General features: G+C 39.9%; 18 protein-coding genes. 9 read left to right on the top strand and 9 right to left on the bottom strand.

The window, feature by feature from the left end:
• Positions 1-4: 4 nt before the first annotated feature.
• Together PGN18_RS11520 and PGN18_RS11515 are read right to left on the bottom strand one after the other, a co-directional pair.
• A complete protein-coding gene (locus PGN18_RS11520) occupies positions 5-1,438 on the bottom strand; it encodes an AAA family ATPase (RefSeq protein ID WP_335319640.1) in 1,434 nt (477 codons plus the stop codon).
• Positions 1,439-1,885: 447 nt separating this feature from the next.
• A complete protein-coding gene (locus PGN18_RS11515) occupies positions 1,886-2,569 on the bottom strand; it encodes an arylesterase (RefSeq protein ID WP_335319639.1) in 684 nt (227 codons plus the stop codon).
• Positions 2,570-2,626: 57 nt separating this feature from the next.
• Between PGN18_RS11515 and PGN18_RS11510 the strand changes: the two genes are divergently transcribed.
• The 5 genes from PGN18_RS11510 to PGN18_RS11490 all read left to right on the top strand — a co-directional run bounded on the left by PGN18_RS11510 (position 2,627) and on the right by PGN18_RS11490 (position 7,997).
• Positions 2,627-3,361, top strand: coding sequence for an ABC transporter ATP-binding protein (locus tag PGN18_RS11510; RefSeq protein WP_335319638.1), 735 nt, complete (start codon positions 2,627-2,629; stop codon positions 3,359-3,361).
• Positions 3,351-5,885: an ABC transporter permease gene (locus tag PGN18_RS11505; RefSeq protein WP_335319637.1), complete on the top strand. Its 2,535-nt coding sequence runs from the start codon at positions 3,351-3,353 to the stop codon at positions 5,883-5,885. The genes PGN18_RS11510 and PGN18_RS11505 overlap by 11 nt, the downstream gene beginning before the upstream one ends.
• A gap of 114 nt (positions 5,886-5,999) precedes the next feature.
• Complete coding sequence (locus tag PGN18_RS11500) at positions 6,000-6,179, top strand: hypothetical protein (protein WP_335319636.1); 180 nt, start codon at positions 6,000-6,002, stop codon at positions 6,177-6,179.
• 297 nt (positions 6,180-6,476) lie between these two features.
• On the top strand, positions 6,477-6,659 hold the full coding sequence (locus PGN18_RS11495; RefSeq protein ID WP_335319635.1) for a hypothetical protein: 183 nt from the start codon (positions 6,477-6,479) through the stop codon (positions 6,657-6,659).
• Positions 6,660-6,707: 48 nt separating this feature from the next.
• Positions 6,708-7,997, top strand: coding sequence for a gluconate:H+ symporter (locus tag PGN18_RS11490; protein ID WP_335319634.1), 1,290 nt, complete (start codon positions 6,708-6,710; stop codon positions 7,995-7,997).
• 570 nt (positions 7,998-8,567) lie between these two features.
• Here the strand turns inward: PGN18_RS11490 and PGN18_RS11485 are convergent.
• The 3 genes from PGN18_RS11485 to PGN18_RS11475 are packed head-to-tail and all read right to left on the bottom strand — an operon-like array spanning position 8,568 to position 13,351.
• Positions 8,568-11,015 carry an outer membrane beta-barrel protein gene (locus tag PGN18_RS11485; protein ID WP_335319633.1) on the bottom strand — a complete coding sequence of 816 codons (2,448 nt, stop codon included), beginning with the start codon at positions 11,013-11,015 and terminating at the stop codon, positions 8,568-8,570.
• Between the two features lie 34 nt (positions 11,016-11,049).
• Positions 11,050-12,930 (bottom strand): M56 family metallopeptidase, encoded by a 1,881-nt coding sequence (locus tag PGN18_RS11480; RefSeq protein WP_335319632.1) that lies wholly within the window; start codon positions 12,928-12,930, stop codon positions 11,050-11,052.
• Between the two features lie 31 nt (positions 12,931-12,961).
• Entirely contained in the window at positions 12,962-13,351 is a 390-nt protein-coding gene (locus tag PGN18_RS11475) for a BlaI/MecI/CopY family transcriptional regulator (RefSeq protein ID WP_335319631.1), read from the bottom strand.
• Positions 13,352-13,633: 282 nt separating this feature from the next.
• On the opposite strand from PGN18_RS11475, the gene PGN18_RS11470 reads away from it, so the two are divergent.
• The 3 genes from PGN18_RS11470 to PGN18_RS11460 are packed head-to-tail and all read left to right on the top strand — an operon-like array spanning position 13,634 to position 15,535.
• Positions 13,634-14,284: a FadR/GntR family transcriptional regulator gene (locus PGN18_RS11470; protein ID WP_335319630.1), complete on the top strand. Its 651-nt coding sequence runs from the start codon at positions 13,634-13,636 to the stop codon at positions 14,282-14,284.
• A gap of 4 nt (positions 14,285-14,288) precedes the next feature.
• Complete coding sequence (locus PGN18_RS11465) at positions 14,289-15,122, top strand: sulfite exporter TauE/SafE family protein (protein ID WP_335319629.1); 834 nt, start codon at positions 14,289-14,291, stop codon at positions 15,120-15,122.
• A gap of 11 nt (positions 15,123-15,133) precedes the next feature.
• Positions 15,134-15,535 carry a DUF1634 domain-containing protein gene (locus PGN18_RS11460; protein WP_335319628.1) on the top strand — a complete coding sequence of 134 codons (402 nt, stop codon included), beginning with the start codon at positions 15,134-15,136 and terminating at the stop codon, positions 15,533-15,535.
• Between the two features lie 173 nt (positions 15,536-15,708).
• Here the strand turns inward: PGN18_RS11460 and PGN18_RS11455 are convergent, their stop codons facing one another.
• Positions 15,709-16,563 (bottom strand): NAD(P)-dependent oxidoreductase, encoded by an 855-nt coding sequence (locus tag PGN18_RS11455; protein WP_335319627.1) that lies wholly within the window; start codon positions 16,561-16,563, stop codon positions 15,709-15,711.
• 170 nt (positions 16,564-16,733) lie between these two features.
• Here PGN18_RS11455 and PGN18_RS11450 point away from each other — a divergent pair, with 170 nt between their 5' ends.
• A complete protein-coding gene (locus tag PGN18_RS11450; protein ID WP_335319626.1) occupies positions 16,734-17,837 on the top strand; it encodes a DNA alkylation repair protein in 1,104 nt (367 codons plus the stop codon).
• Here the strand turns inward: PGN18_RS11450 and PGN18_RS11445 are convergent.
• The 3 genes from PGN18_RS11445 to PGN18_RS11435 form a co-directional block, all read right to left on the bottom strand.
• Positions 17,826-18,284 (bottom strand): NUDIX domain-containing protein, encoded by a 459-nt coding sequence (locus PGN18_RS11445; protein WP_335319625.1) that lies wholly within the window; start codon positions 18,282-18,284, stop codon positions 17,826-17,828. The genes PGN18_RS11450 and PGN18_RS11445 overlap by 12 nt on opposite strands.
• Before the next feature lie 187 nt (positions 18,285-18,471).
• Positions 18,472-18,663 (bottom strand): hypothetical protein, encoded by a 192-nt coding sequence (locus tag PGN18_RS11440; RefSeq protein ID WP_090499394.1) that lies wholly within the window; start codon positions 18,661-18,663, stop codon positions 18,472-18,474.
• Between the two features lie 57 nt (positions 18,664-18,720).
• Entirely contained in the window at positions 18,721-20,817 is a 2,097-nt protein-coding gene (locus tag PGN18_RS11435) for a glycoside hydrolase domain-containing protein (protein WP_335319624.1), read from the bottom strand.
• Positions 20,818-21,504 lie beyond the last annotated feature (687 nt).

The raw sequence follows: 21,504 nt of genomic DNA, 5'->3' as shown, positions 1-21,504 counted from the left end.
GATCCTACAAGTCGAATAAATCACCCATGGTAACCTCATTCTGTACCAAACCGATAGTATACATATTGCTTTTAACACCATATGTAGTAACCATGGCTAAAAACAGGGCTTTTTTAGTTTTACTCTCCCGGCGGAATGCGTCAAGTTTGTACTGTAATTCGGCAGCATAGGCTTTGTCTATTATGAACTCAGTATTGGAGAATTTCATTTCACATACACTGATCACATTATCTTGTCGATCCAGCAATAGATCAATCTGCGCACCGTTTCCCGTTTTTGGCACATGTCGCCAGGCTGAAGTTTCGGTAAACACCCCGGAAATGCCCAATGCTTGTTTAATATGACTTAAATGTTTCATACAGATCCCCTCAAAAGCATAGCCACTCCAACTTTTCCACGAAGAGGTAGATGATTTTTTTAGCCATGTGCCTGCGCCGGTAGACCTGGTATGTTCGATAAATTTGAGGTAAAAAAGGCTGTATTCGTCACTAAGTTTATAGATGCTTTTATTGGCATTTTTATGGAGAGGCAAGTAAGGAGTAATAAATCCAGACTCTACCAATTCTTCAAGCAAGATACTGGTAGTTCCCCCGCTTTTTAGACTACAAGCGGCAATAATTTCGTTCCTCGTCAATCCCGATGGTTTGTTTGCCAGTGCTTTAACAATAGCAATATGTCTGTCTGCGGCTTCGAAAAGAGAACGGTAAAGGTTTGCGAACTCGGTTGACAAAAGGCCGTCCTTAGTAAAACAAAGCCTATCAATAGCCTGGGTAGCACTTTCACCTTTTTTAAGTTCTTTTAAATAATGTGGCACACCGCCCATCACCATAAAAATATTCAAGATCTGGTAACGGTCAAGATGGATATTATTTTTTTTAAGGTACTGCTCCGTTTCATGCAATGTGAAAGGCAAAAGACGTATTTTTCGCGTCAGCCGGTTATGTAAGCCTCCTTTACTGTTCACCACTTTTTTGATCATCCAAGTGGCAGCAGATCCACAGATGGCAACAATCAAATTTGGCTGTTGTGATGCCCATTGATTCCAGAAATATTCAAATGCAGAAAGAAAACCCGATTTATGTGAGCTTAGCCAAGGGAATTCATCAAAGAAAATTACCGCTTTTCTTTTCTTGAGTATTGGTGTTGCAAATTCACGGAGTTGCCAAAAAGCTTCCGTCCAGTTTTTAGGCGTTGCGATTGCCAGTCGGGAACCTAAAGCCTCTGCCATCGATCTGCTAAAATTAAGTAGCTGCTCCGTAGCATTTGCATTATGAACACCCGAAAGTTCGAAGATAAGCTGCTTTTTAAAAAACGAACGAATCAGAAAAGTTTTTCCAACCCTTCGCCTGCCAAAGATGGCTAAAAGTTCTGAAGAAGGTGATGTGAGCACTTCTTCGAGTATTTTTCTTTCCGCAATTCTTCCGATGAGCAATTCCATTTTTCTTTTATGAATTAGCGAATGGATTAATTATCCGCAGCCAAAATATAGTTAAAAATAAATTTTTGGCTGCGGATAGAAAATTATCTGCAGCCAAAATATGCAACAAATATATAATTTTGGCTGCGGATAAAAAAATTATCAATTCAATATAAATGCTAAAATCAAACGGTAATTCGTAACGCTATAACCGCTGTGCTTTCTCTTTGTGCCCTCGGCGGTTAAACAATTTGCAGCTTTTTAAGATGAACATACTGAAACCACGAAACACTATTTAAACATACGCGCAATTTAGCGTCCTCTGTGCTTTCTCTTTTTGCCCTCTGTGGTTAAAAAATTTCTAATGCTGTTTTGCCACGGAGACACGGAAACCACGGAACACTGTTTAAACATATGCGCAACTTAGCGCCCTTTGCGTTTGCACTTTGTGGCCTTTGCGGTTAAAAACTATAATAAACCCTTCAACACCGCCCAAACATTTTCTGCCAAAATCTTATCCCCTTCTGCCGTTGGGTGAATACCATCCGCCTGGTTTAATTTTGGAATACCCCCCACTTTATCCAATAAAAATGGAATCAAAGCCATTTGGTTTTTCTTTGCCAGTTCAGGAAACATGTTTTTAAAATCAGCGGCGTATTTTGCACCCATATTTGGTGGAACCTGCATCCCCGCCAGTACCATTTTAACATCTGGGTATTTAGCTTTTACCCGATCGATAATGGCCTGGAGGTTTTTAGTGGTTTGCGCAACAGGCAATCCCCTAAGTCCATCGTTGGCGCCGAGTTCAAGCACAAAAATATATACACGCTGTTTAAGCAACCAATCAATCCGCGCTTTACCACCAGCAGAAGTTTCTCCACTTAAACCACCATTAATTACGTTATAAGGCATTTTTAGAGAATCAATCCGGTTTTGGATTAATGCCGGGTAAGCTTCCGTTGGGTCGAGCCCGTAACCCGCAGTTAAACTGGTACCAAAAAAAAGAATATTCTTTCGCCCTGTTGCCACAGCAGTCTGCTTTTGGTCAATTGAATCTAAAGTTTTATCTGTATTGTTTTCACTTTGCCTGTTTCCGCAGCTTATCACCACAAGGCTCAAAACAAATAGCCCCATTAATCGTTTTCGTAACATATCTAATTAATCTGTATCTAATTATCAAACCATTATCTTAACAGGCAATGCCCTGTTATGTTTGGCTATATCTATACGCAAACCCTAAAAATTCAGCTATTGGAAAGCATATTGAACATCCGAAATGTAAGCAAAATTTACCAAAGTGCCGGACGGCAACTCACCGTTCTGGATCATATTAATTTCTCGATAACAGCGGGTTCAACGGTAGCCATTACAGGTCCATCGGGAAGCGGAAAAACTACTTTGCTTGGTTTATGCGCGGGGTTGGACAGGGCTAGCAGGGGAACAGTTGAACTGAACGGAATTGCACTCGAAAACTTAAATGAAGATCAGCGCGCCGCCGTTAGAAATCAATATATAGGATTTATTTTTCAGAATTTTCAGTTGCTACCTACTTTAACCGCTTTGGAAAATGTAATGGTTCCTTTAGAATTAAGAGGCGCAAAAAATATCCGTTCACATGCCTTAGAACTACTGGATAAAGTTGGGCTGGCCGACCGTTCGCACCACTATCCCATCCAGTTATCGGGTGGAGAACAGCAGCGCATTTCGTTAGCCAGAGCATTTTCGAACCAACCCGCGGTTCTCTTTGCCGATGAACCTACCGGAAACCTCGATGCCGAAACCAGTGAAAAAGTAATCAAATTGCTTTTTGATTTAAACAAAGATGCGGGAACCACTTTGATCATCGTAACGCATGACCTTGAGTTGGCAGCCAGAACGGAAAGAAACATTAAAATTAAAGGTGGCATCATCATCTCAGACGAAAATCCTACTTATGTCCAATAGCTTCCCAAAACAATCTGTTCCGTTTTCCTGGCTATTTAAAATGGCTTGGCGCGATAGCAGGAAGAACCGCGCCCGTTTGCTGCTCTTTATCTCATCAATCATTTTGGGCATTGCAGCCCTAGTTGCTGTTTATTCCTTTAAAGATAACCTGCAAAAAGATATTGATGCACAGGCAAAAGAGCTTACAGGGGCTGATCTGGTTTTGGATAGTCGTAAAGGTGTAAGCAAAGCCATGCAAAAAATGCTCGATACGCTTGGCGATGAGCGATCGCAGGAAAAAACCTTTGCTTCAATGATTTATTTCCAGAAAGGTGGAGGCAGCCGCTTGGTACAAATGAAGGCGCTGGAGGGAAATTATCCTTACTATGGCGTGATAGAAACCATTCCGACGGATGCTGCCAAGCATTTTCTATCTGGAAGAAATGCATTGGTAGATCAGACCCTGATGCTTCAGTTTAATGCAAAAGTTGGTGATTCGGTAAAAATAGGCGACCTTAATTTTAACATATTGGGCACTTTAACCAAAGCGCCCGGACAAACCGGTATTGGTGCCAGTATAGCCCCTACGGTTTACATCCCACTAAAAATACTCGACAAAACCAACCTGATTAAAACCGGAAGCCGGATCAATAACAAATTTTATTTCAGGTACAATGATCCGTCCGGAATAGATGAGTGGGTAAAAAAGAACGATAGTAAATTAGAACAGGAAGGCTTTGATGCTGATACAGTAGAATCACGAAAAGAACAGACCGGAAGATCGTTTAAAGATGTAAACCGCTTTTTGGCTTTATCTGGTTTTATTGCGCTGCTATTGGGTTGCGTTGGCGTGGGCAGTGCTATCCACGTGTATATCCAGGAAAAATTAAGCGCCATTGCTACGCTAAGGTGTTTAGGATTAAAATCCCGTCACGCCTTTTTGATCTACCTGATACAGGTCTTTTTTATTGGCTTGATTGCTGCTACATTAGGGGCGGCTTTAGGTACGGGCATACAGTTTTTGCTTCCATTGGTATTAAAAGATTTTCTACCGATCGAGATTACCATGCAGGTTTCGTGGCCGGCTGTAGGCCAGGGTATTCTGTTAGGGTTGATCATCTCCGTCCTCTTCGCCCTTCCCTCCCTTTTATCGGTTAGAAAAATTTCGCCATTAAATGCCATCCGCATATCTTTCGAAAAAGCAGGCGGAAAAAGAGATCCGCTAACCTGGGTAGTGTATCTGCTGATGGCGGCCTTTATTATGGCTTTTACACACCTGCAGATGAAAACATGGTTGCAGACACTGGTATTTACCGCCAGTATTGCCATTGCTTTTTTACTGTTGATTTTATTGTCTAAAATTCTGATGTTTCTGGTGCGAAAGCTTTTGCCAAACTCATCTAGTTATTTATGGCGACAGGGGTTTGCTAACCTTTACCGCCCAAATAACCAAACCTTAATGCTTACGGTTTCTATAGGCCTATCCACTGCATTTATCTGCACCCTATTTTTTGTGCAGGGCATATTAATGAGTCGTGTTACACTGTCATCTGGCAATAACCAGCCCAACATGGTGATGTTCGATATCCAGAATACGCAAAAAGAAGGATTAGACAGTTTAACCAGGGCTTTCAAATTGCCATTAATGAACCAGGTACCTGTAATTACCATGCGTATTGAAGAAATTAATGGAAAGAAAGCCAGTGCTGACACCAATAACAGGCGGGCTTACCGCAACGAGATCAGGGCGACTTATCAGGATACCTTGACTGCATCAGAAAAAATCACATCAGGAAAATGGATTGGAAAAATAAAACCCAATGAAACGGTTTATATTTCACTGGATCAGCGTTATGCCCAATCCATTAATGTTGGTCTGAATGACAAAATCTTATTTAATGTTCAAGGCATGATGATCCCAACCGTTGTTGGAAGTTTAAGAGAAGTAAACTGGAGCAGGATGCAAACCAATTTCAGGGTCGTTTTTCCCGCTGGTGTACTGGAAGAAGCACCACAGTTTCATGTGTTGATGACCAGGGTACCATCTGGCGAAGTTTCAGCCCGTTTTCAGGGAGAAGTAGTACAAAAATTCCCGAATGTATCTGTTATCGATTTAGATCTCGTATTAAAACTTTTAGATGAATTATTAAGCAAAATCGGCTTTGTGATTCAGTTTATGGCTGGCTTTAGCATGGTAACCGGATGGATTGTGTTGGTATCTTCAGTATTAACCAGTAAAAACCAACGGATAAAAGAAAGTATTTTATTACGGACCATGGGTGCAAGCAAAAAACAGATTATAGCGATAAACGCAATCGAATATTTCTTTTTAGGTGCTTTTGCGGCAGGTGCCGGGTTAATTTTAGCCATAAGCGGAAGCTGGGCATTGGCTAAATTTACTTTCGACGCAGCTTTTGTACCTCCATTGGTGCCAACCCTGTTGTTGTTTGGCTCGATTGTGTTGCTTGTAGTGGTTACAGGCGTGTTAAGTACAAGAAGTATTTTAAACCAACCACCATTAAAGATTTTGAGAACGGAAGGGTAAACGTGTTCAGTTAAAAGTTTTCAGAAGTTGTTTTTTTAAAGTCGTCATGCTGAATTTATTTCAGCATCTGTCTCGCATTCAAAGTAGCATCTCTAAATTAATTTAACGTGAGTTATGGGTCTTAATTTTACCGACAGGCATGAACGTTTGGCTAAGCCAAAGCAGAAAATCTTCGTTCTCAGCATCACCGGCCTAACAAATTTTTCGGGAAGCACAGGCAAAGCCCACTTCCTGCCTTTAATAGAAAACGGCGAAGCCCTCATGAATACCGATGAAAACCCTATCAAACAATGAATAAATTTTCAGCCGGCGTTTTTTGTTTCTTTTTGACGTCAAAAAGAAAGAAGCCTGTCCGGCCAGGACAAAAAGAATGCTCAATTAATATAAAAACACAGTTTTTAGTAACACAAATGATCTTTTATCCATAATTCACGTTAATTTAACATCAGCACAGCTACTGTTTACTTATCATCAGAAGACCCTGAAATAAATTCAGGGTGACGATGCCTTTTATAAACACCAAACGCTATCCGCATTTCAATTCGTTTAAACTAATCTGCAGCTTTTATTAATAATCGATACTTTTACATCATGATCAGATTAAACAACGATACACCGAGCGATATTCTTCAGGATGTAAAAATCGGAGATATGGTAACCGACACTTTCAGTAAAACCGGCCTGGTTGAAAGCATAGAGGTAAAAGATGATGGCCTTTACCGAATTTACGAATTTAACCTCGTGACCGGAAGAACCATTACGATTAAAAAATAGTCGGATTAAAAGCCTATATTTAATCGCATCGCCTAATATTTCTAGCCAATGTCATTATTGATCCTACTTTTCGGTATTCTATTGCTTTTTGTATTGATCTTAAAAAAGATTAACCCTATGATTGCCTTACTGGCAGTGGCAATTATTACAGGTCTTTTGCTCGGGATGTCTGTTACCAAAGTGATGAATTCCATTAGCAACGGAATTGGCAGTACGTTGGGCAGCATGGTAATGGTTTTGGCGCTGGGCGCCATGATGGGTAAATTGATTGAAGATAGCGGATCGGCAAAAAAAATCGTTTTCATTTTAATCGGCGCTTTTGGTAAAAAAAATATCCAATGGGCAGTGCTGTTAACGGGTCTTTTAGTGGGAATTCCATTATTTTACAATGCTGGTTTTGTGGTATTAATTCCTCTGGTTTTTGCCATTTCAGCAGCAACAGGGCTATCAAAATTATACATTGGTATCCCAATGGCCACTGCCCTTTCGGTTACACATGGTTTTTTACCTCCTCACCCTGGTCCCGTAGCCTTAGCCGGAATTTTCCATGCCGATATTGGCAAAACATTAATTTACGGCTTGACTTTAAGCGTACCCATTGCAGTCATTGCGGGAATTTACTTTCCGCGATTGATTCTCAAACGGGACCAATCGATAACAGTTCAGAACTTTAGTATTAGTGAAGAAGAAAATCTTCCATCTATCTCAAGAAGTTTTATTACCGCATTGCTGCCGGTATTTTTAATCATTGCCGGAACCATTGGCAGCAGTATCAAGATAAATTACATTAGCAAACCACTGTTTATATTTTTAGCCGATCCTACCGCAGCCCTGTTAATTTCGGTTATTATCGCGCTGGCACTTCAAAAAACGTCTATTACAAACGCCATGGAATCGTGTGCCGAAGGCGTTAAAAGCATTGCCATGATTATCCTGATTATTGCCGCTGGTGGTGCCTTTAAACAGATATTGATTGATAGCGGCATGGGCGAAACCGTAAAACAACTTACTGGCAACCTAAATTTATCCCCATTATTACTCGCCTGGCTCATTACCGCATCGCTCAGGGTAACCCTGGGTTCGGCAACCGTAGCCGCATTAACTGCTTCAGGTATGGTACTTCCTTTAATTGGCCCCGGCGCACCGCCAGAGCTAATGGTATTATCCGTTGGTGCAGGAAGTTTAATGTTTTCGCATGTAAATGACACCGGTTTTTGGATGTTTAAAGAATATTTTAACCTCAGCCTTAAAGAAACTTTTAGCACCTGGACCATGATGGAAAGTTTAGTTTCTGTTTTAGGACTTGTTGGGGTGTTGTTATTGAACCACATTGTGTAGGCAAGAAGAGTTGTCAACTTTTTATAACCATGCTCTACTCCATGCGATCTGCACCCTGCTGCCCGACCTGGCAGATTTCCGCCGGAAAAAGCACGGAAATCTTTGCACTCCCCCTCATACCCCCACAGCCCAAGGCAGGATCAAAGCGGGAGCGGTGGTACAAAGCAAGGGCTAAGAGCCTCGATGCTGCCGCAATAAAGATTTTCGTAGGTTTTTACAAGGAAGGGTGCTAGCCTTGATCTTTTGTTTCTTTTCTATCAAGAGAAAAGAAAGAGCCCTTCGGTGGCTAACCGAGGCGAGACTGAGCGAAGGGCAAAGAATAGCGAACGCATTAAGATTCCCGCCTGCGCGGGAATGACGGACTCTGTTTATGAAAAGTTCAAAGATCTCTCCCCGCCTGTAAGGGCAGGCCTGTCCGCACAGGCGGGCACTGCGGTCGAGATGACGGATTTATTGGTGGAACAACGCCTTATTAGAAACTATCACCAGCCATCATACTATCTGCACAATTCGACCCGGCCTCGCAGATTTCCGCCGAAAAAAGCACGGAAATCTTAATTATCTAAAACCTTAATTCTTCACCCTATTCTTTTCCGCATCAGCACCAGAAGATTCATGTTTGGCCGGAGATGAAAAGGTCTTTCCAAAACGATAACTAAAACTTACCACAACTGATCTTGAATCCTGACGGTTAACCCAATTTGCTTCTGCATTCGCAAGGTTATTAATGATCCCCGTGTATACTCTCGTTCTAAAAATATCATTCGCAGTTAATTTCAACGTGCTTTTTGATGAAAGTTTTTTCTGCACTGCTGCACCAAACTCATGCACCTGGCCTGATAAAAACTGCACATTAGACAGTTTACTTTGGTAACGAATATTTACTTCAGCATTCCATGTCGGACTGATTTTGAATTGCAAATTCGGGTTTGCCATTAAATAACTTCCATTGGTAACCAAAAAGCCTGTATAAAAATCAGTTTTTGAAACTATGTTTGCGTATTCAATATATGCATTCAGTTTGAGCCATTTGACAAGATCGATTTCTGCATTTACCGAAATATTAGCTACCCTAGTTTTCCCCACATTTGCTGGTCTGCTATAGTAAGTTCCATTTAAAATTTCGATGGTTTCATTCACTTCATCCCTCACCCAACTATAACTAAACGTGGTAGTAATCTTACTTTTATAGGTATGAGAAAGTTCGATACTTTGTGTAAATGAAGGTTTTAAAAACGGATTACCAACATAATAGGTAAATTTATCTAAAGGCGAAAAGAATGGATTAAGGTCCTGATAATACGGACGGTCGATCCTTCTCCCATAATTCAGCCCTATTTCGTTATTTCCTACCGTATCAAGCTTATAAGAGAAATAAAGTGTTGGAAACAAACTGTTATAGGTTCTTTTAAACGTAGAATCAGGCTTGATCGGATTGCCCAACTGATGCCCATTTGAAACCGTATTTTCATACCTCAAGCCTGCCTGGAGCGAAAACCGCTTCCCTTCCCTGCTCATGTTCAGGTAAACCGCATTTATATTCTCCTTATACAAAAAGTGATTGCTCTTTTCATAATCAGCGTTTGTTTTTCCATTTGCGGTATTAGCGTAATCAGCAATATTATCCGTTTTGGTATAAGCAGTTTTAGCACCTGCATCCAGCTTCCACTTATTTCTCAAAGGATGCGAATAATCCATTTTAGCAGTATAGATATCAATATCTGATGGTAGATTTCCGCTCAAAATATCCTGGTATTTTAAAACTCCGCTGGGAAGGTAACTGAAATTATAATAAGTTTGATCGGTTTGATCCCGATAAAGCAGATAATCCGCATCAAAGGTTAATTCTCGTCCTGCCTGCTTAAACTTATGCCTGTAATTTAAATTTACCCCTGCATTTTGGTATTTAATCTGATCGATATTTTCCGCCTTGATTACCGAATCTAACTGCATTGAGGCATTAGAAAGGTTACTGGTATTGTTATTTACCTGTTTGGAAACCCTGTTCATTCCGGTAAGTACCACTCCCCATGTTGTTTGTTCTGATGCATAATAATCAAGTCCGGTTTTCAGGTTAAAAGTATTGCCATGTCTACGGAAATAAGAATTTTGATTAAAGTAGGATTTGGCACTACCATCGGCATTTTTATATTTCCGGTTCAGATCAAGATCGGTAAAACTGTTATTGAGGTTATAGCTCAGGTTTCCAAAAACATTAACCTTGCCTTTTCGGTAATTAAAATTGAAACTGTTGTTTGAACGACTTAGCTCGCCCTGGTTCAAGCTCAGATTAATGCCCCCATTAAAACCGGCGTTTTTGGTTTTCTTGGTTTTGATATTAATTACCCCTCCATTACCTGCAGCATCATACTTGGCAGGTGGATTGGTCATCAGCTCAATCTGATCAAGCGAAGAGGAAGGCAAGGAACGCAAATAGTTCTCCAGATCTGAACCCGATAGATAAGTTGGTTTATCATCAATAAAAATAGTTACCCCGTTTTTACCTTTTAACGAAATTACACCATTCTGATCTACGTTTATACCAGGAGATTTACTTAACACATCCAACGCCGTTGTGCCTGCATTCGAAATCAAGGCATCTACATTAACGACCGTGCGGTCTATTTTCCGCTCTACAAAAGCTTTTTGCCCCGAAATGGTTACCTCTCTCAAATTGGTTGCCCCGGTTTTGATTTTAATATCTGGTAAGGCAATAATGCTATGGTCTGCAGTCAGCACCAATGTATCGGTTTGGTATATAGGCGATCCGACTACCGATATTTTAATCAGATATTTTCCATATCCGAGCTGATCAAAACTGAACAATCCATCTTTCTCTGTAAAGGTGGTTTTAAAAAGCACCGAATCTTTAAGGAGGGCAACTGTAGCAAATTCTAAATCCTTTCCTTCGGCATCCACTACCCGTCCGTAAATTTTGGGCTGTGGGCTTTGGACCTGGGCAAAAGTAAGGGCAATATTCATCCATACGGCTAAAAAAGCCATGATCTTAAATTTCATGATGTAAATTGGGTTAGCGTTTTAGAAATTAACTTTAATTTTTTTCAATCAGAAAATTATACATCAATGAATGGTTATCATTTTTCAAAAACCGCTTTTTATACTTCTGTTGAACTTCGGCAGGCTGTTTTACACCGTTTACGATCAATTCATCTTTATTGAGCTTATATGACAGCTTATTGGTACTGCTGATGATGCCGTCTTTCATCAATTCCTGATTGATTGCATTGGTGTAATCGTGGCCATCACCATTGGTTACTGTTTTTGAAGTTATTGTACGCTGTGAACTGGTTTTGGTAGTGCCACTTTCGCCATAAACGGCTGGTGGTGTTGGAGGAGTAGCCGGTATAGCTGGTGTTGCTGGTACTGCATATGCAGCACGAGGTGCTTTTGGTGTTTTTGGCGTTTTAGGCAGACGAGGCAAATTTGCAGCTATTCCATAACTTTGTGATTTATATGCTTCTGCCTGCTTCTGATATTCTTTTGCATCTTTAACGGCTTGTCTGGCATCAATAATAGCTTGCTTAGCATCAACTATGGCCTGTTTACGATCCATTTCTGCTTGTTTGGCATCAATAACGGCTTGCTTAGCATCTTCCTGGGCCTGCCTTACATCATTCTCCCGTATCTTTTCATCCACTTGCCTGGCTTCTTCATCAATAAGCCTGGCCTTTCTATCTTCTTTCGTTTCTGACAGCTGTTGTTTTTCATTCATCTTTTTCAGCTGGCTGTTCACCTTTGCATTGATCTCCTTTTCCAGTTGATCTGCAGATTTCCGTTCGGCAGGCTTAGCTTTTTTCCTGGTTGTATCCTGTAATATTACAACTGTAGTGGATGTTTCTTTTCTGGTAACTGTTTCGGCATGGCCAATACTTTTAAATGCCGCACTGCAAATCACTACTGAAACCAGTGCGATGGTTAATATCGTTTTTTCCATTTTGTTTAAAGTTGAATTGGTATTGAATAACATCCTGCTTGCTCTTTGCAGCAGGTTACCTTTAGGCCCGCTCATAGCCATGGCATAAGCAGGTGCACGCTGCTTAAACTCCTGACAAACAATAAGGGCCTGAACGTAATTTTTACGGTCGTTTACACAAGCGATGGCCAAATCATCGCAACAATGCTCGCGTTCTGTTTTTATTAATTGCGATACCCAAAGTACCGCCGGGTTAAAGAAGAATACAATTTCGATGAAACTTTGCAATATATTCACCAAATAATCTTTTCGTTTAATATGGGCCAGTTCATGAGAAAGAATGGCTTCTACTTCGGCATTGGATAAGCCATTCAGTAAACCCAAAGGAATCAGGATTAAAGGTTTAAAGTGCCCCACTACCAAAGGTACCTGTGCAATGCCTGATTGCATCAGCTTAACCTGTTGCGTTAAACCCAATTTTTGGGCGAGTTCATTTAATTTTTCATCCCACTTTTTACCTGCAGCGTAGGTTTTATAGTTACGCAAGTGATATACACCATTTAAACCTACCATTAATTGGATACTTTTTCCACAAATGATCAGGAACCAAACCAATACAATCTGATAGGCATAAGCATTCCACAAAGATAAGATGCGACTAAGTCCCAAATACATGTCTTGCTGTACGTTGGTAATCGCTTGTTGATCTGCGATTGCCATGGGCAGGTTAATCCCTATTTGATGAACGGCATGCGATTGTGTATGGTGATCTGACTGCTGAAGCTCCTGATAAAAAGTAAAACCGATTGCCACAACAAACAAACCTAAACATGCCGTAAGCAAGTTATAACGCCATATAGCGCTTGCCTTACGGGAAGTAAACATGACCAAACCGGCTAGCAAGGCTAAAATAACACCAATCCACAAAGAGTGGAACAAGGTAGCACCTAAGGCATGAAGCCAATTTTTGGGCAAAAGATCAATTAATTTAAATTCCATTATGGTGTTCTGTAGCTTGTGTTCTGGTTAATTAGTTCATGCTATCCAATAGCCGCTTAATCTCTTCGATTTCCTTTTTTGATGTTTTTTCGTTCCCTAAAAGTTGCATCATTAATTTCGATGCAGAGCCTTTATACAAGGTGTTTACAAAACGGTCCAATAACTGATCTTTGGTTTTTTCTTCTGCTTCGACCGGAATATAAATGTGTTTCATTTGGCTTTCATCACGTTTTAAAATTCCTTTTTCAGCTAAGATCTGCATCTGCTTCAAAGTAGAAGTATAATTAACCTCTCTTAGTTCATTCAGCTTATCGTTTACAAACCGAACGGTAGATGGTCCAAACTCCCACAGCACCTGAAGAATTTCAAGTTCAGCTTTGGTTGGTTCGGGCAGATTATTCTCAGTTTGATTATTTTTCATATTTTAAAGGTACGATAAATTTCGTACGATACAAATATTAGGTTATTTAATTTTCATTTATTTAATTAAAAAACTGATTTATAGCAAATTAAATATCATTAACCATCTTTTTATTTGTTTAATGCAACCCTTTTTTTTGGATTTGTTAAAATAACCCCTAATGTTGATACCTATTTTAAAGTAAAGCATAAGTAGCACTTCTAAATAAAATGATATTGTCCGGACACTAAACATCTGATGTTTAATTTAAACATCGTATGTTTGTATCATTGATTTCATATTATGGAAAAAGAAAGCAGACTTTTCGAACAGGTATCTACCAAAATCAGGAATGACATAAAAAGAGGCAAATTTAAGGTAGGAGAAAAAATTCCATCCGAGCCAGCCTTAATGGAATTATATGGTGTTGGCCGTTCTACTGTTAGGGAAGCCATAAAATCGCTAGCCCTATCAGGAATCCTTACGGTACAGCAAGGTTTTGGAACAAAAGTTAATGCCGGCCCTACCGAGCCCATTGAACAACGTTTGCGAAGTGCTGATTTTAAAGAGATCAATCAGGTTAGGGCTTTGCTCGAACAGGAAATTGTGCGTTTGGCTACTAAAAACCGTACTGAATCAGACCTTGAAGCCATTATTGAGGCACTTGAAAAAAGAAAATCGGCCATTGAAAAAGAATCAAGAACTGAATGTACCGATGCCGATATCGCATTTCACCTCGCCATTGCCCGCGCAGCTGGCAACCGTGTATTAAGTGACCTTTATGAAAGTTTTACCGTGATTATCCGCGATTTTTTTACTAAAAGAGCACCATCCGGCATCACTCATTTTGCCATGAGCCATCACCTACATGAGGCATTATTTGATGCCATAAAAGCCGGTAACACCGATTCTGCCCTTTCCATAACCACTACTATTTTGAATAATAATCATTAATATCATGACCATTTTAACTTTTACCCTGATCCTAATCCTTGGCGCTTATCTGGCAGGACTGATTGGATCGTTAACCGGGCTTGGCGGCGGCGTAGTCGTCATTCCATTGCTTACACTTGTTTTTCATGTCGATATAAGGTATGCCATCGGTGCTGCATTACTTGCTTCTATTGCCAATTCATCGGGCGCCGCCAGCGCATATATAAAAGAAGGGATTACCAACATCCGCTTAGGTATGTTCTTGGAAATTGCAACTACCTTAGGAGCCGTACTTGGTGCGATAATCGCCATTTATACGCCCACCAATACTATCGCTATTCTTTTCGGCTGTGTTTTGCTTTTCTCTGCTGCAATGACGTTAAGAAAAAAGAACCAGGAGGCCTTAACTGAAGGCAGTAAACTTTCTGCTGTATTGAAACTCAATAGCAGTTACCCCACACCATCCGGCCCGGTTAATTATAAACTTAAAAATGTTGGTGCCGGTTTTTCCATCATGACCGTAGCCGGCGTAATGTCGGGTTTGTTAGGGATTGGTTCTGGTGCATTAAAGGTATTAGCCATGGATACAGCCATGAAAATCCCCTTTAAGGTAAGCACTACCACCAGCAATTTCATGATCGGGGTTACCGCCGCAGCCAGTGCTGTAGTTTACCTGCAACGTGGTTATATGGATCCCGGAATTGCATTTCCTGTAGTTCTCGGCGTATTGGGCGGGGCTTTTACGGGAGCCAAATTATTAACCAGGATCAACCCTTCCACTTTAAGGATTATTTTCTGTATCGCGATCACTTTTGTTGCACTAGAAATGATTTACAACGGTTATCATCACAAATTTTAAATTTAAATAAAATGAAAAATATCATCTCAACCCATATTATACAAGACCGTGATGTAGAAAAAATTGTGGGCAAACTATTAAGATTTGGTGTAATTACCGCCAGCCTGGTGGTTTTATTGGGCGGCATTCTTTTTTTGACACAAAACGGAGCACAAGGCCGGCCCGACTATCATATTTTTAAGGGTGAAGAAAACGACTTTATCACTTTTGATGGCATTTTTAAAGGACTTTTTACTTTTAAACCAATGGCTATTATCCAGTTCGGTGTATTACTATTGATTATTACACCAATTTTGCGGATTATATTCTCGCTGGTCGCTTTTGTGCTTGAAAAAGATAAGCTATACGTTGTAATTACATTAATTGTACTGGCCATCATATTGGGAAGTACTTTTGGCGGATTGAAAATATAACCTTCCATTTTTTATATGATATACATGAAACTCTGATCATTTCGATAAAATTTATACGATACACATGAAACTTTTAACAGCGCGATAATTAATAAATATTGAACTTAAGTACTATAACCACAGGAAATCATTAAAATCACCTATGGTTATTCTTTATAATATTTAAAATTTCTTTATTCCCTAACCTGTTTGATCACAGCAATAATATCTTCTTCTCCATATTTTGCTGCTGCATTTTCAAAAGTATTTCGTGTAGTTTTAGCCAATGGAGATGAAATATCCTCTGCCTTTGCTAGATTTAAATCTTTTACAATATGCTTAAGTGCGAATGCTGCTTTATAATTGTCAGCAATAATAGCATCGCCTTTAATTTTAGTAAAGACGTTTCCGATAGCAGCGTTATTGATCAATTCCAATAAATCAGCTGTTCCAATTCCTTGCTCGTTAGCAAATAAAACGGTTTCAGCCAAGCCTTGCGCATAAAGTGCCAGGAGTGAATTGATTGCCAGTTTTGCACTATTACCCGCACCACTTCCGCCAACAAGTTTAGCCAGTTTGCCCATTTTTTCTAAAAGTGGTTTTATCTGTTCAAACGCAGTTTCATCACCACCAGCCATAATCACCAGCTGTCCTGTTTCTGCTTGTTTCACACTTCCTGAAACTGGTGCATCTAAATACTGTCCGCCTTTTTCTTTGCATATAGAAGCCATCTCTTTAGAAATGGCAGGAGAAACCGTACTCATGTTGATAATCAACTTATTTGAAATATTGGCGTCAAAGAGACCGTCGTTATTATTAAAAACCTGATCAACTGCGGCATCATCAGCTACCATAATGATTACCACATCAGTAGCAGCAATTAACGCTTTAGGGGTCTCGGCAGTTGATGCGCCCAGTTCTTTCAGCGGAGCCTCTTTGCCCTTACTCCTGTTGTAAACCGTAACTAAATAGCCAGCTTTAATCAATTGCGCTGCCATTGGGAATCCCATGTTTCCCAATCCGATCCAGCCTATTTTTATTGTATCCATACCTTTATTTTTAGATAAACAAATATGCCAAAGGAAAAGCTTAAATTATTAAACGAAACGTAAAAATAAGTAGGTCAAACAAAAGTTTAGCAAACATTTAAAAATACTAATATTTTTAGTAAATTAGCCGCTTATCAAAAATCATATCTCCCGCTTTAACTACCTAAATTATGGCCAACCTACTTAAAAATCTATATTCACCTGCCTTTTATGATAGATTAACCACTGCGTTGTCAACCAGTATACCAGGTTTCGACAAAAAATTATTCATCAACAAAATCTTCACTCCCGAATTCGAGGCTAAAGAACTAAAAGAGCGAATGAAACATACTACCAGGGTATTACATGATTTTTTACCCAAAAATTATCCGCAAACGATTTCGCTCATCAAAAAAATAATTGAACACTTAAGGGTACAGGGTATTGGAGAAGATGGACTGGCCTACATGTTTTTACCTGATTATATTGAAACCTATGGTATTGATGATTTCGAAAGTTCTGTTGAAGCACTCGAATTCGTCACACAATTTGTAAGTTGCGAATTTGCTGTTCGTCCTTTTATCTTAAAATACGAAAATAAGATGATTTTAAGAATGCAAGAATGGTCGCTGCACGAAAGCCATAAAGTAAGAAGGCTCGCCAGTGAAGGCAGCCGTCCGCGATTACCCTGGGCCATGGGTATTCCTTTTCTAAAAAAAGACCCGACATCCATTTTACCCATACTGGAAAATCTAAAAACAGATTCGTCTGAATACGTAAGGCGGAGCGTTGCCAACAACTTAAATGATATTGCAAAAGATCACCCTCATGTGGTTTTAAATATGGCTAAAAAATGGTCGGGTTTAGGTACAGAAACGGATGCTATCATTAAACATGGCAGCCGCACATTACTTAAACAAGGTCATGCCGATATTCTTAAACATTATGGCTTAGACGACGCAGGGATTTTACTAAAGGATTTCAAAATCTTAACGCCCCAGATTCGCATCGGCGAAAGCCTGGAGTTTTCGTTTTCTATCTTCAATCAGAATATTTTTGAACAAAAAGTAAGATTGGAATACGCCATTTATTATAAAAAACAAAATGGGCAGAACACCAAAAAAGTGTATAAAATTTCGGAAAGGATTTATCCTGCTGGTACAACAATAAATATCATCAGAAAACAAAAATTTGTGCTGATTACCACACGTAAATTTCATTTGGGCGACCATCAGATCTCGATCATTATCAACGGTGCCGAAAAGGATATCTTATACTTCGAATTAGCGGCTTAACTTTGATTGTAGCTCATCAAGCAAAGCAATCTGCTTTTCGTTAATGTAGATAATGGCATCAGCGTAAGTAAACCAATTGGCTTTGTCTATTTCGGCAAAACTTTGCCTTTTACCTGATCTTGGCGGCCATTCTATTTCGAAGGTGTTACTAACAATGATTGAAGGTTCAATGTCTCCTTCAAATGCCCAACACCATACTTTTTTACCACCCTTTTGCACAATCGGTGTTAATTCTATGAAATCGCCTGTTAAGCTTTGACCGGTTTCTTCTTTAAATTCGCGGATGGCCGCAGTTAGTGCCTCTTCACCTTCATTTAATTCTCCTTTTGGGACAGTCCAAAAACCAAGGTCCTTTTTCGCAAAAAATGGTCCACCGGGATGAACCAGAAAAAATTCTATCTGCTCATCTTTTCTCCTGAAAAGCAATATTCCGGCACTTTGTTTCATCAATTTAATTAGAAATTTGGAATTAAAAATGGGGGATAAACTTGCTATCGTATTTTCCACAACAGATCCTGAAATAAATTCAGGATGACGATAACAACTTGGATAAATCTAATAAAAAAAAGCAGCCGACTGTTTTAAGTCTGCTGCTCTATATCATCTGTTATGAAGAGGTTTTGTTTGAAGCGTTTTATAACAATCCGTACAGGCCATGCGCATAATTTCTTAAAGAGGATGATACCGTCTTCATTTTATCCGGAGATGGGCCTTTTACCTTATAAGCTTCTGGATGAAGTTCTAAAGGTTGTTCGTTCACTTGTTCTAATGTGTTTCTATTGCTTAATGTAGCATGCTGTTCTTCGCTTAATTTTAAAGGTGCCATGATCTTAAATTTATACTAGAACAACAGCAATAATGAGATTTAGTTTGCCATATTTCACTATTTTTTGAAATTATTTGTGAGATCTGAAATCCAGTTTTCGGTGTCGGAAATTTTAACCGGAACTGCCGATGCCACTATTTTTAACCGACCTCCGCTATTAATATCTTCCTGTGTGATGTAGTTCTTTTTAAAAGGCTTTTCGTTAAGAAAAACAGCCTTAATATATTTGTTTTTTGCGCCAAAATTTTCCGTTTCGATCGTAAAAGTTTTTCCTTTTGGCAGGTTGTAAGTTAGCAACGGAAATAAGGGTACGTTTAAATAATACACTGGCCAGCCCACACAGGCAGGAGAAAAACCACTCGCAGCAAACACGTACCATGCACTCATCGCTCCGGCATCGTCATCCATCGTACGCAAGTAAGCTTTTGGCTGGTTTCTGTAGATTTTGCCGATGTAACTGCCAATTCCACGGCTGTTATCATTGAAGTAGTTCTGAATAACGGTATCAGCCGCCAGTTGGTGCATCCAATATTGAGATTTATAACCTGACCTGGTCACATTATACATCAACGGAACCTGTAAATCCGGTTCGTTGGCATGGTTGTATAAATCGCGGGCAAAAAATTCATCAAGTTTGGCCAAATAAGATTCCACTCCTCCATCCAGTTCAATCAACCCTTTAAAATCATAGGGTACAAACCACCTGTATTGCCAGATGGTACCCTGGTATAAACCGCGGGCCTGCATCCGGTCGACATCATTTTTGGTCATGTCTTTAAAATCCTTATTCCAATATTTTTTATATTCAAGCGCCTTATTGAGATAAAAATCTGATTTTTCTTTATTCTTTAATATCTTGAAGATTTCTGCAAGTGCCCAGTTATCGTAACTTGACTCCAAAGCTTTATCAGGCGATTTATAATCCAAACCATTTACTTCTTTTACTAATGAATCCGCAATCTTATTAAAATCTACCGGATAGCCTTTGCGATAAGCATCAAGCAAAACAACAATGGCATGTTCAGAACGTACAGTATTTGAGGGTTCATTCTGACCTGCATAATCTTTTTTACCTGAATTATACAGATCGGCAATAGAACTTACCATTCCGGCATACCTATCCTGTTCAATTAGTGAAAGCAAAGGTAACTGCGTACGGTAATTGTCCCAGATGGCCCAGCCATTGTAACGGATTTCTTTATCTTTTTGAATTTCGCCTTTTGTATTGCGATATGTTCCGTCAGTTTCGGAAATCACATATGGCGATTGCATGGTACGGTATAAAAGTGAGTAAAAAAGCTTTGCACTTTCCAGATCGCCATTTACGGCGATTTTGGAGAGACTGGTATTCCAATCGGCTTTGCTTTTTTCTTTTACAATATTAAATGGAGTTTTATTAATGGAAACTTTCGCCGCTTCTACACTTACGGCAGAAAGGGCGACATTGATTCCTACCGAAGTCGACTCTTCATTAAGCATGGCAATCATTTTATGTTCACCGATTACTTTCCATGATACGTTGCCGTCGATTTCCATATAGTAAAACAACTTGTATTTACCTACTCCACAGGTAGTTTTCGAAGTAATCCACCCACTGATGGTATTGCCGTTTACTTCGTGCGATTCGGCCACAAAAGCACCGTTAAAAGCATACCCCAAATCAAGATAAAACCCTTTTGACCCTTTCGGAAATTGGTAGGCATGTTTTCCCGCTTTGCCCAATACCGTAAAGCTGGCTTTAATTTTATTTTCAAAACCCACTTCATAATAACCCGGACTTGCTTTTTCAGCAACCTTAATCAATTCAGATGCAGCAGGATCACTACCCAAAAATGGTTTGATAAAAATATTACCACCCGAACCCTGGCAGCCCACCCCTTCGAAACGATTGTGGGTAAACCCTTCAAATTTCTTAGCCAGGTATTCGTAACCCGTATGTGTTTTAGGATAAGTTTGCGGGCCTATACTCAACATACTGAAAGGTGCGGAGGCAGCTGGCGACATCTGCCCGTGATCGGCAGAAGAGCCTAAAAACACGTTTACCTGATCTACAGGCTTCATGGTTTTTACAGAAAAATTCTGCGATTTCTGTTGTGCTAAAACGTTTAACGAAAGGAGCGGCAATAAGGCCAATAATTTAATAGAAAACTTCATTATAGGGTGCTGATTTATAATTCGGCCTAAAATAGTATTTTAACATGAAGTAGATATTATGTTTTAGCTTCTTTACAAAGGGAAGAGAGAGGCTGAATACTTACATCTATTATCATTTGGAGCGCAATGCCTGTGCATAACATGAAGTTCCTTCCCGTTCTACGCTTTTGCGTTTCGCTGCCTCGTACCTCGTTGCTGCAGCGTATCGCTGCAACGGGCAGGGGGGCTAATTGGCTTCCGCAGCATTCCATTTTTTAGGTTGCAACGTACAAACCTTTGTTCCTAAACCCGATAGAAATGTAAAGCCCGGAGCGCAGCGAGGACTTGGAATGAATAGCGGGACTGTCAGCCTCCAAGCTCCACAGGCCATTCATTTCCTAATTCTATTTCGGTAGGTGAGACAACAACCGATAGGATAATATCCTTTTCGTTCTGTGAGGACACAGACCGAGGATTGAAAGTATAAATATATCAATGCTTGGAGCACAGGGCCAATACATATCACCAAATTTCCTCCCACTATTACGCTTATACGCTTCGCTGCCTTGTTCCTCGTTGCTGCAGGGTATCGCTGCAACCCTCGCCTGCAACGGACAGGGGAGCTAATTTGCTACTGCAGCATTCCATTTTTTAGGTTGCAACGTACAAACCTTTGTTCCTAAACCCGATAGAAATGTAAAGCCCGGA

The sequence above is a fragment of the Pedobacter terrae genome, from assembly GCF_036946585.1.
Lineage (GTDB): Bacteria > Bacteroidota > Bacteroidia > Sphingobacteriales > Sphingobacteriaceae > Pedobacter > Pedobacter terrae_C.
The sequence above is the reverse complement of the archived record's forward strand: the minus strand, read 5'-3'. Positions and strand labels throughout refer to the sequence as shown.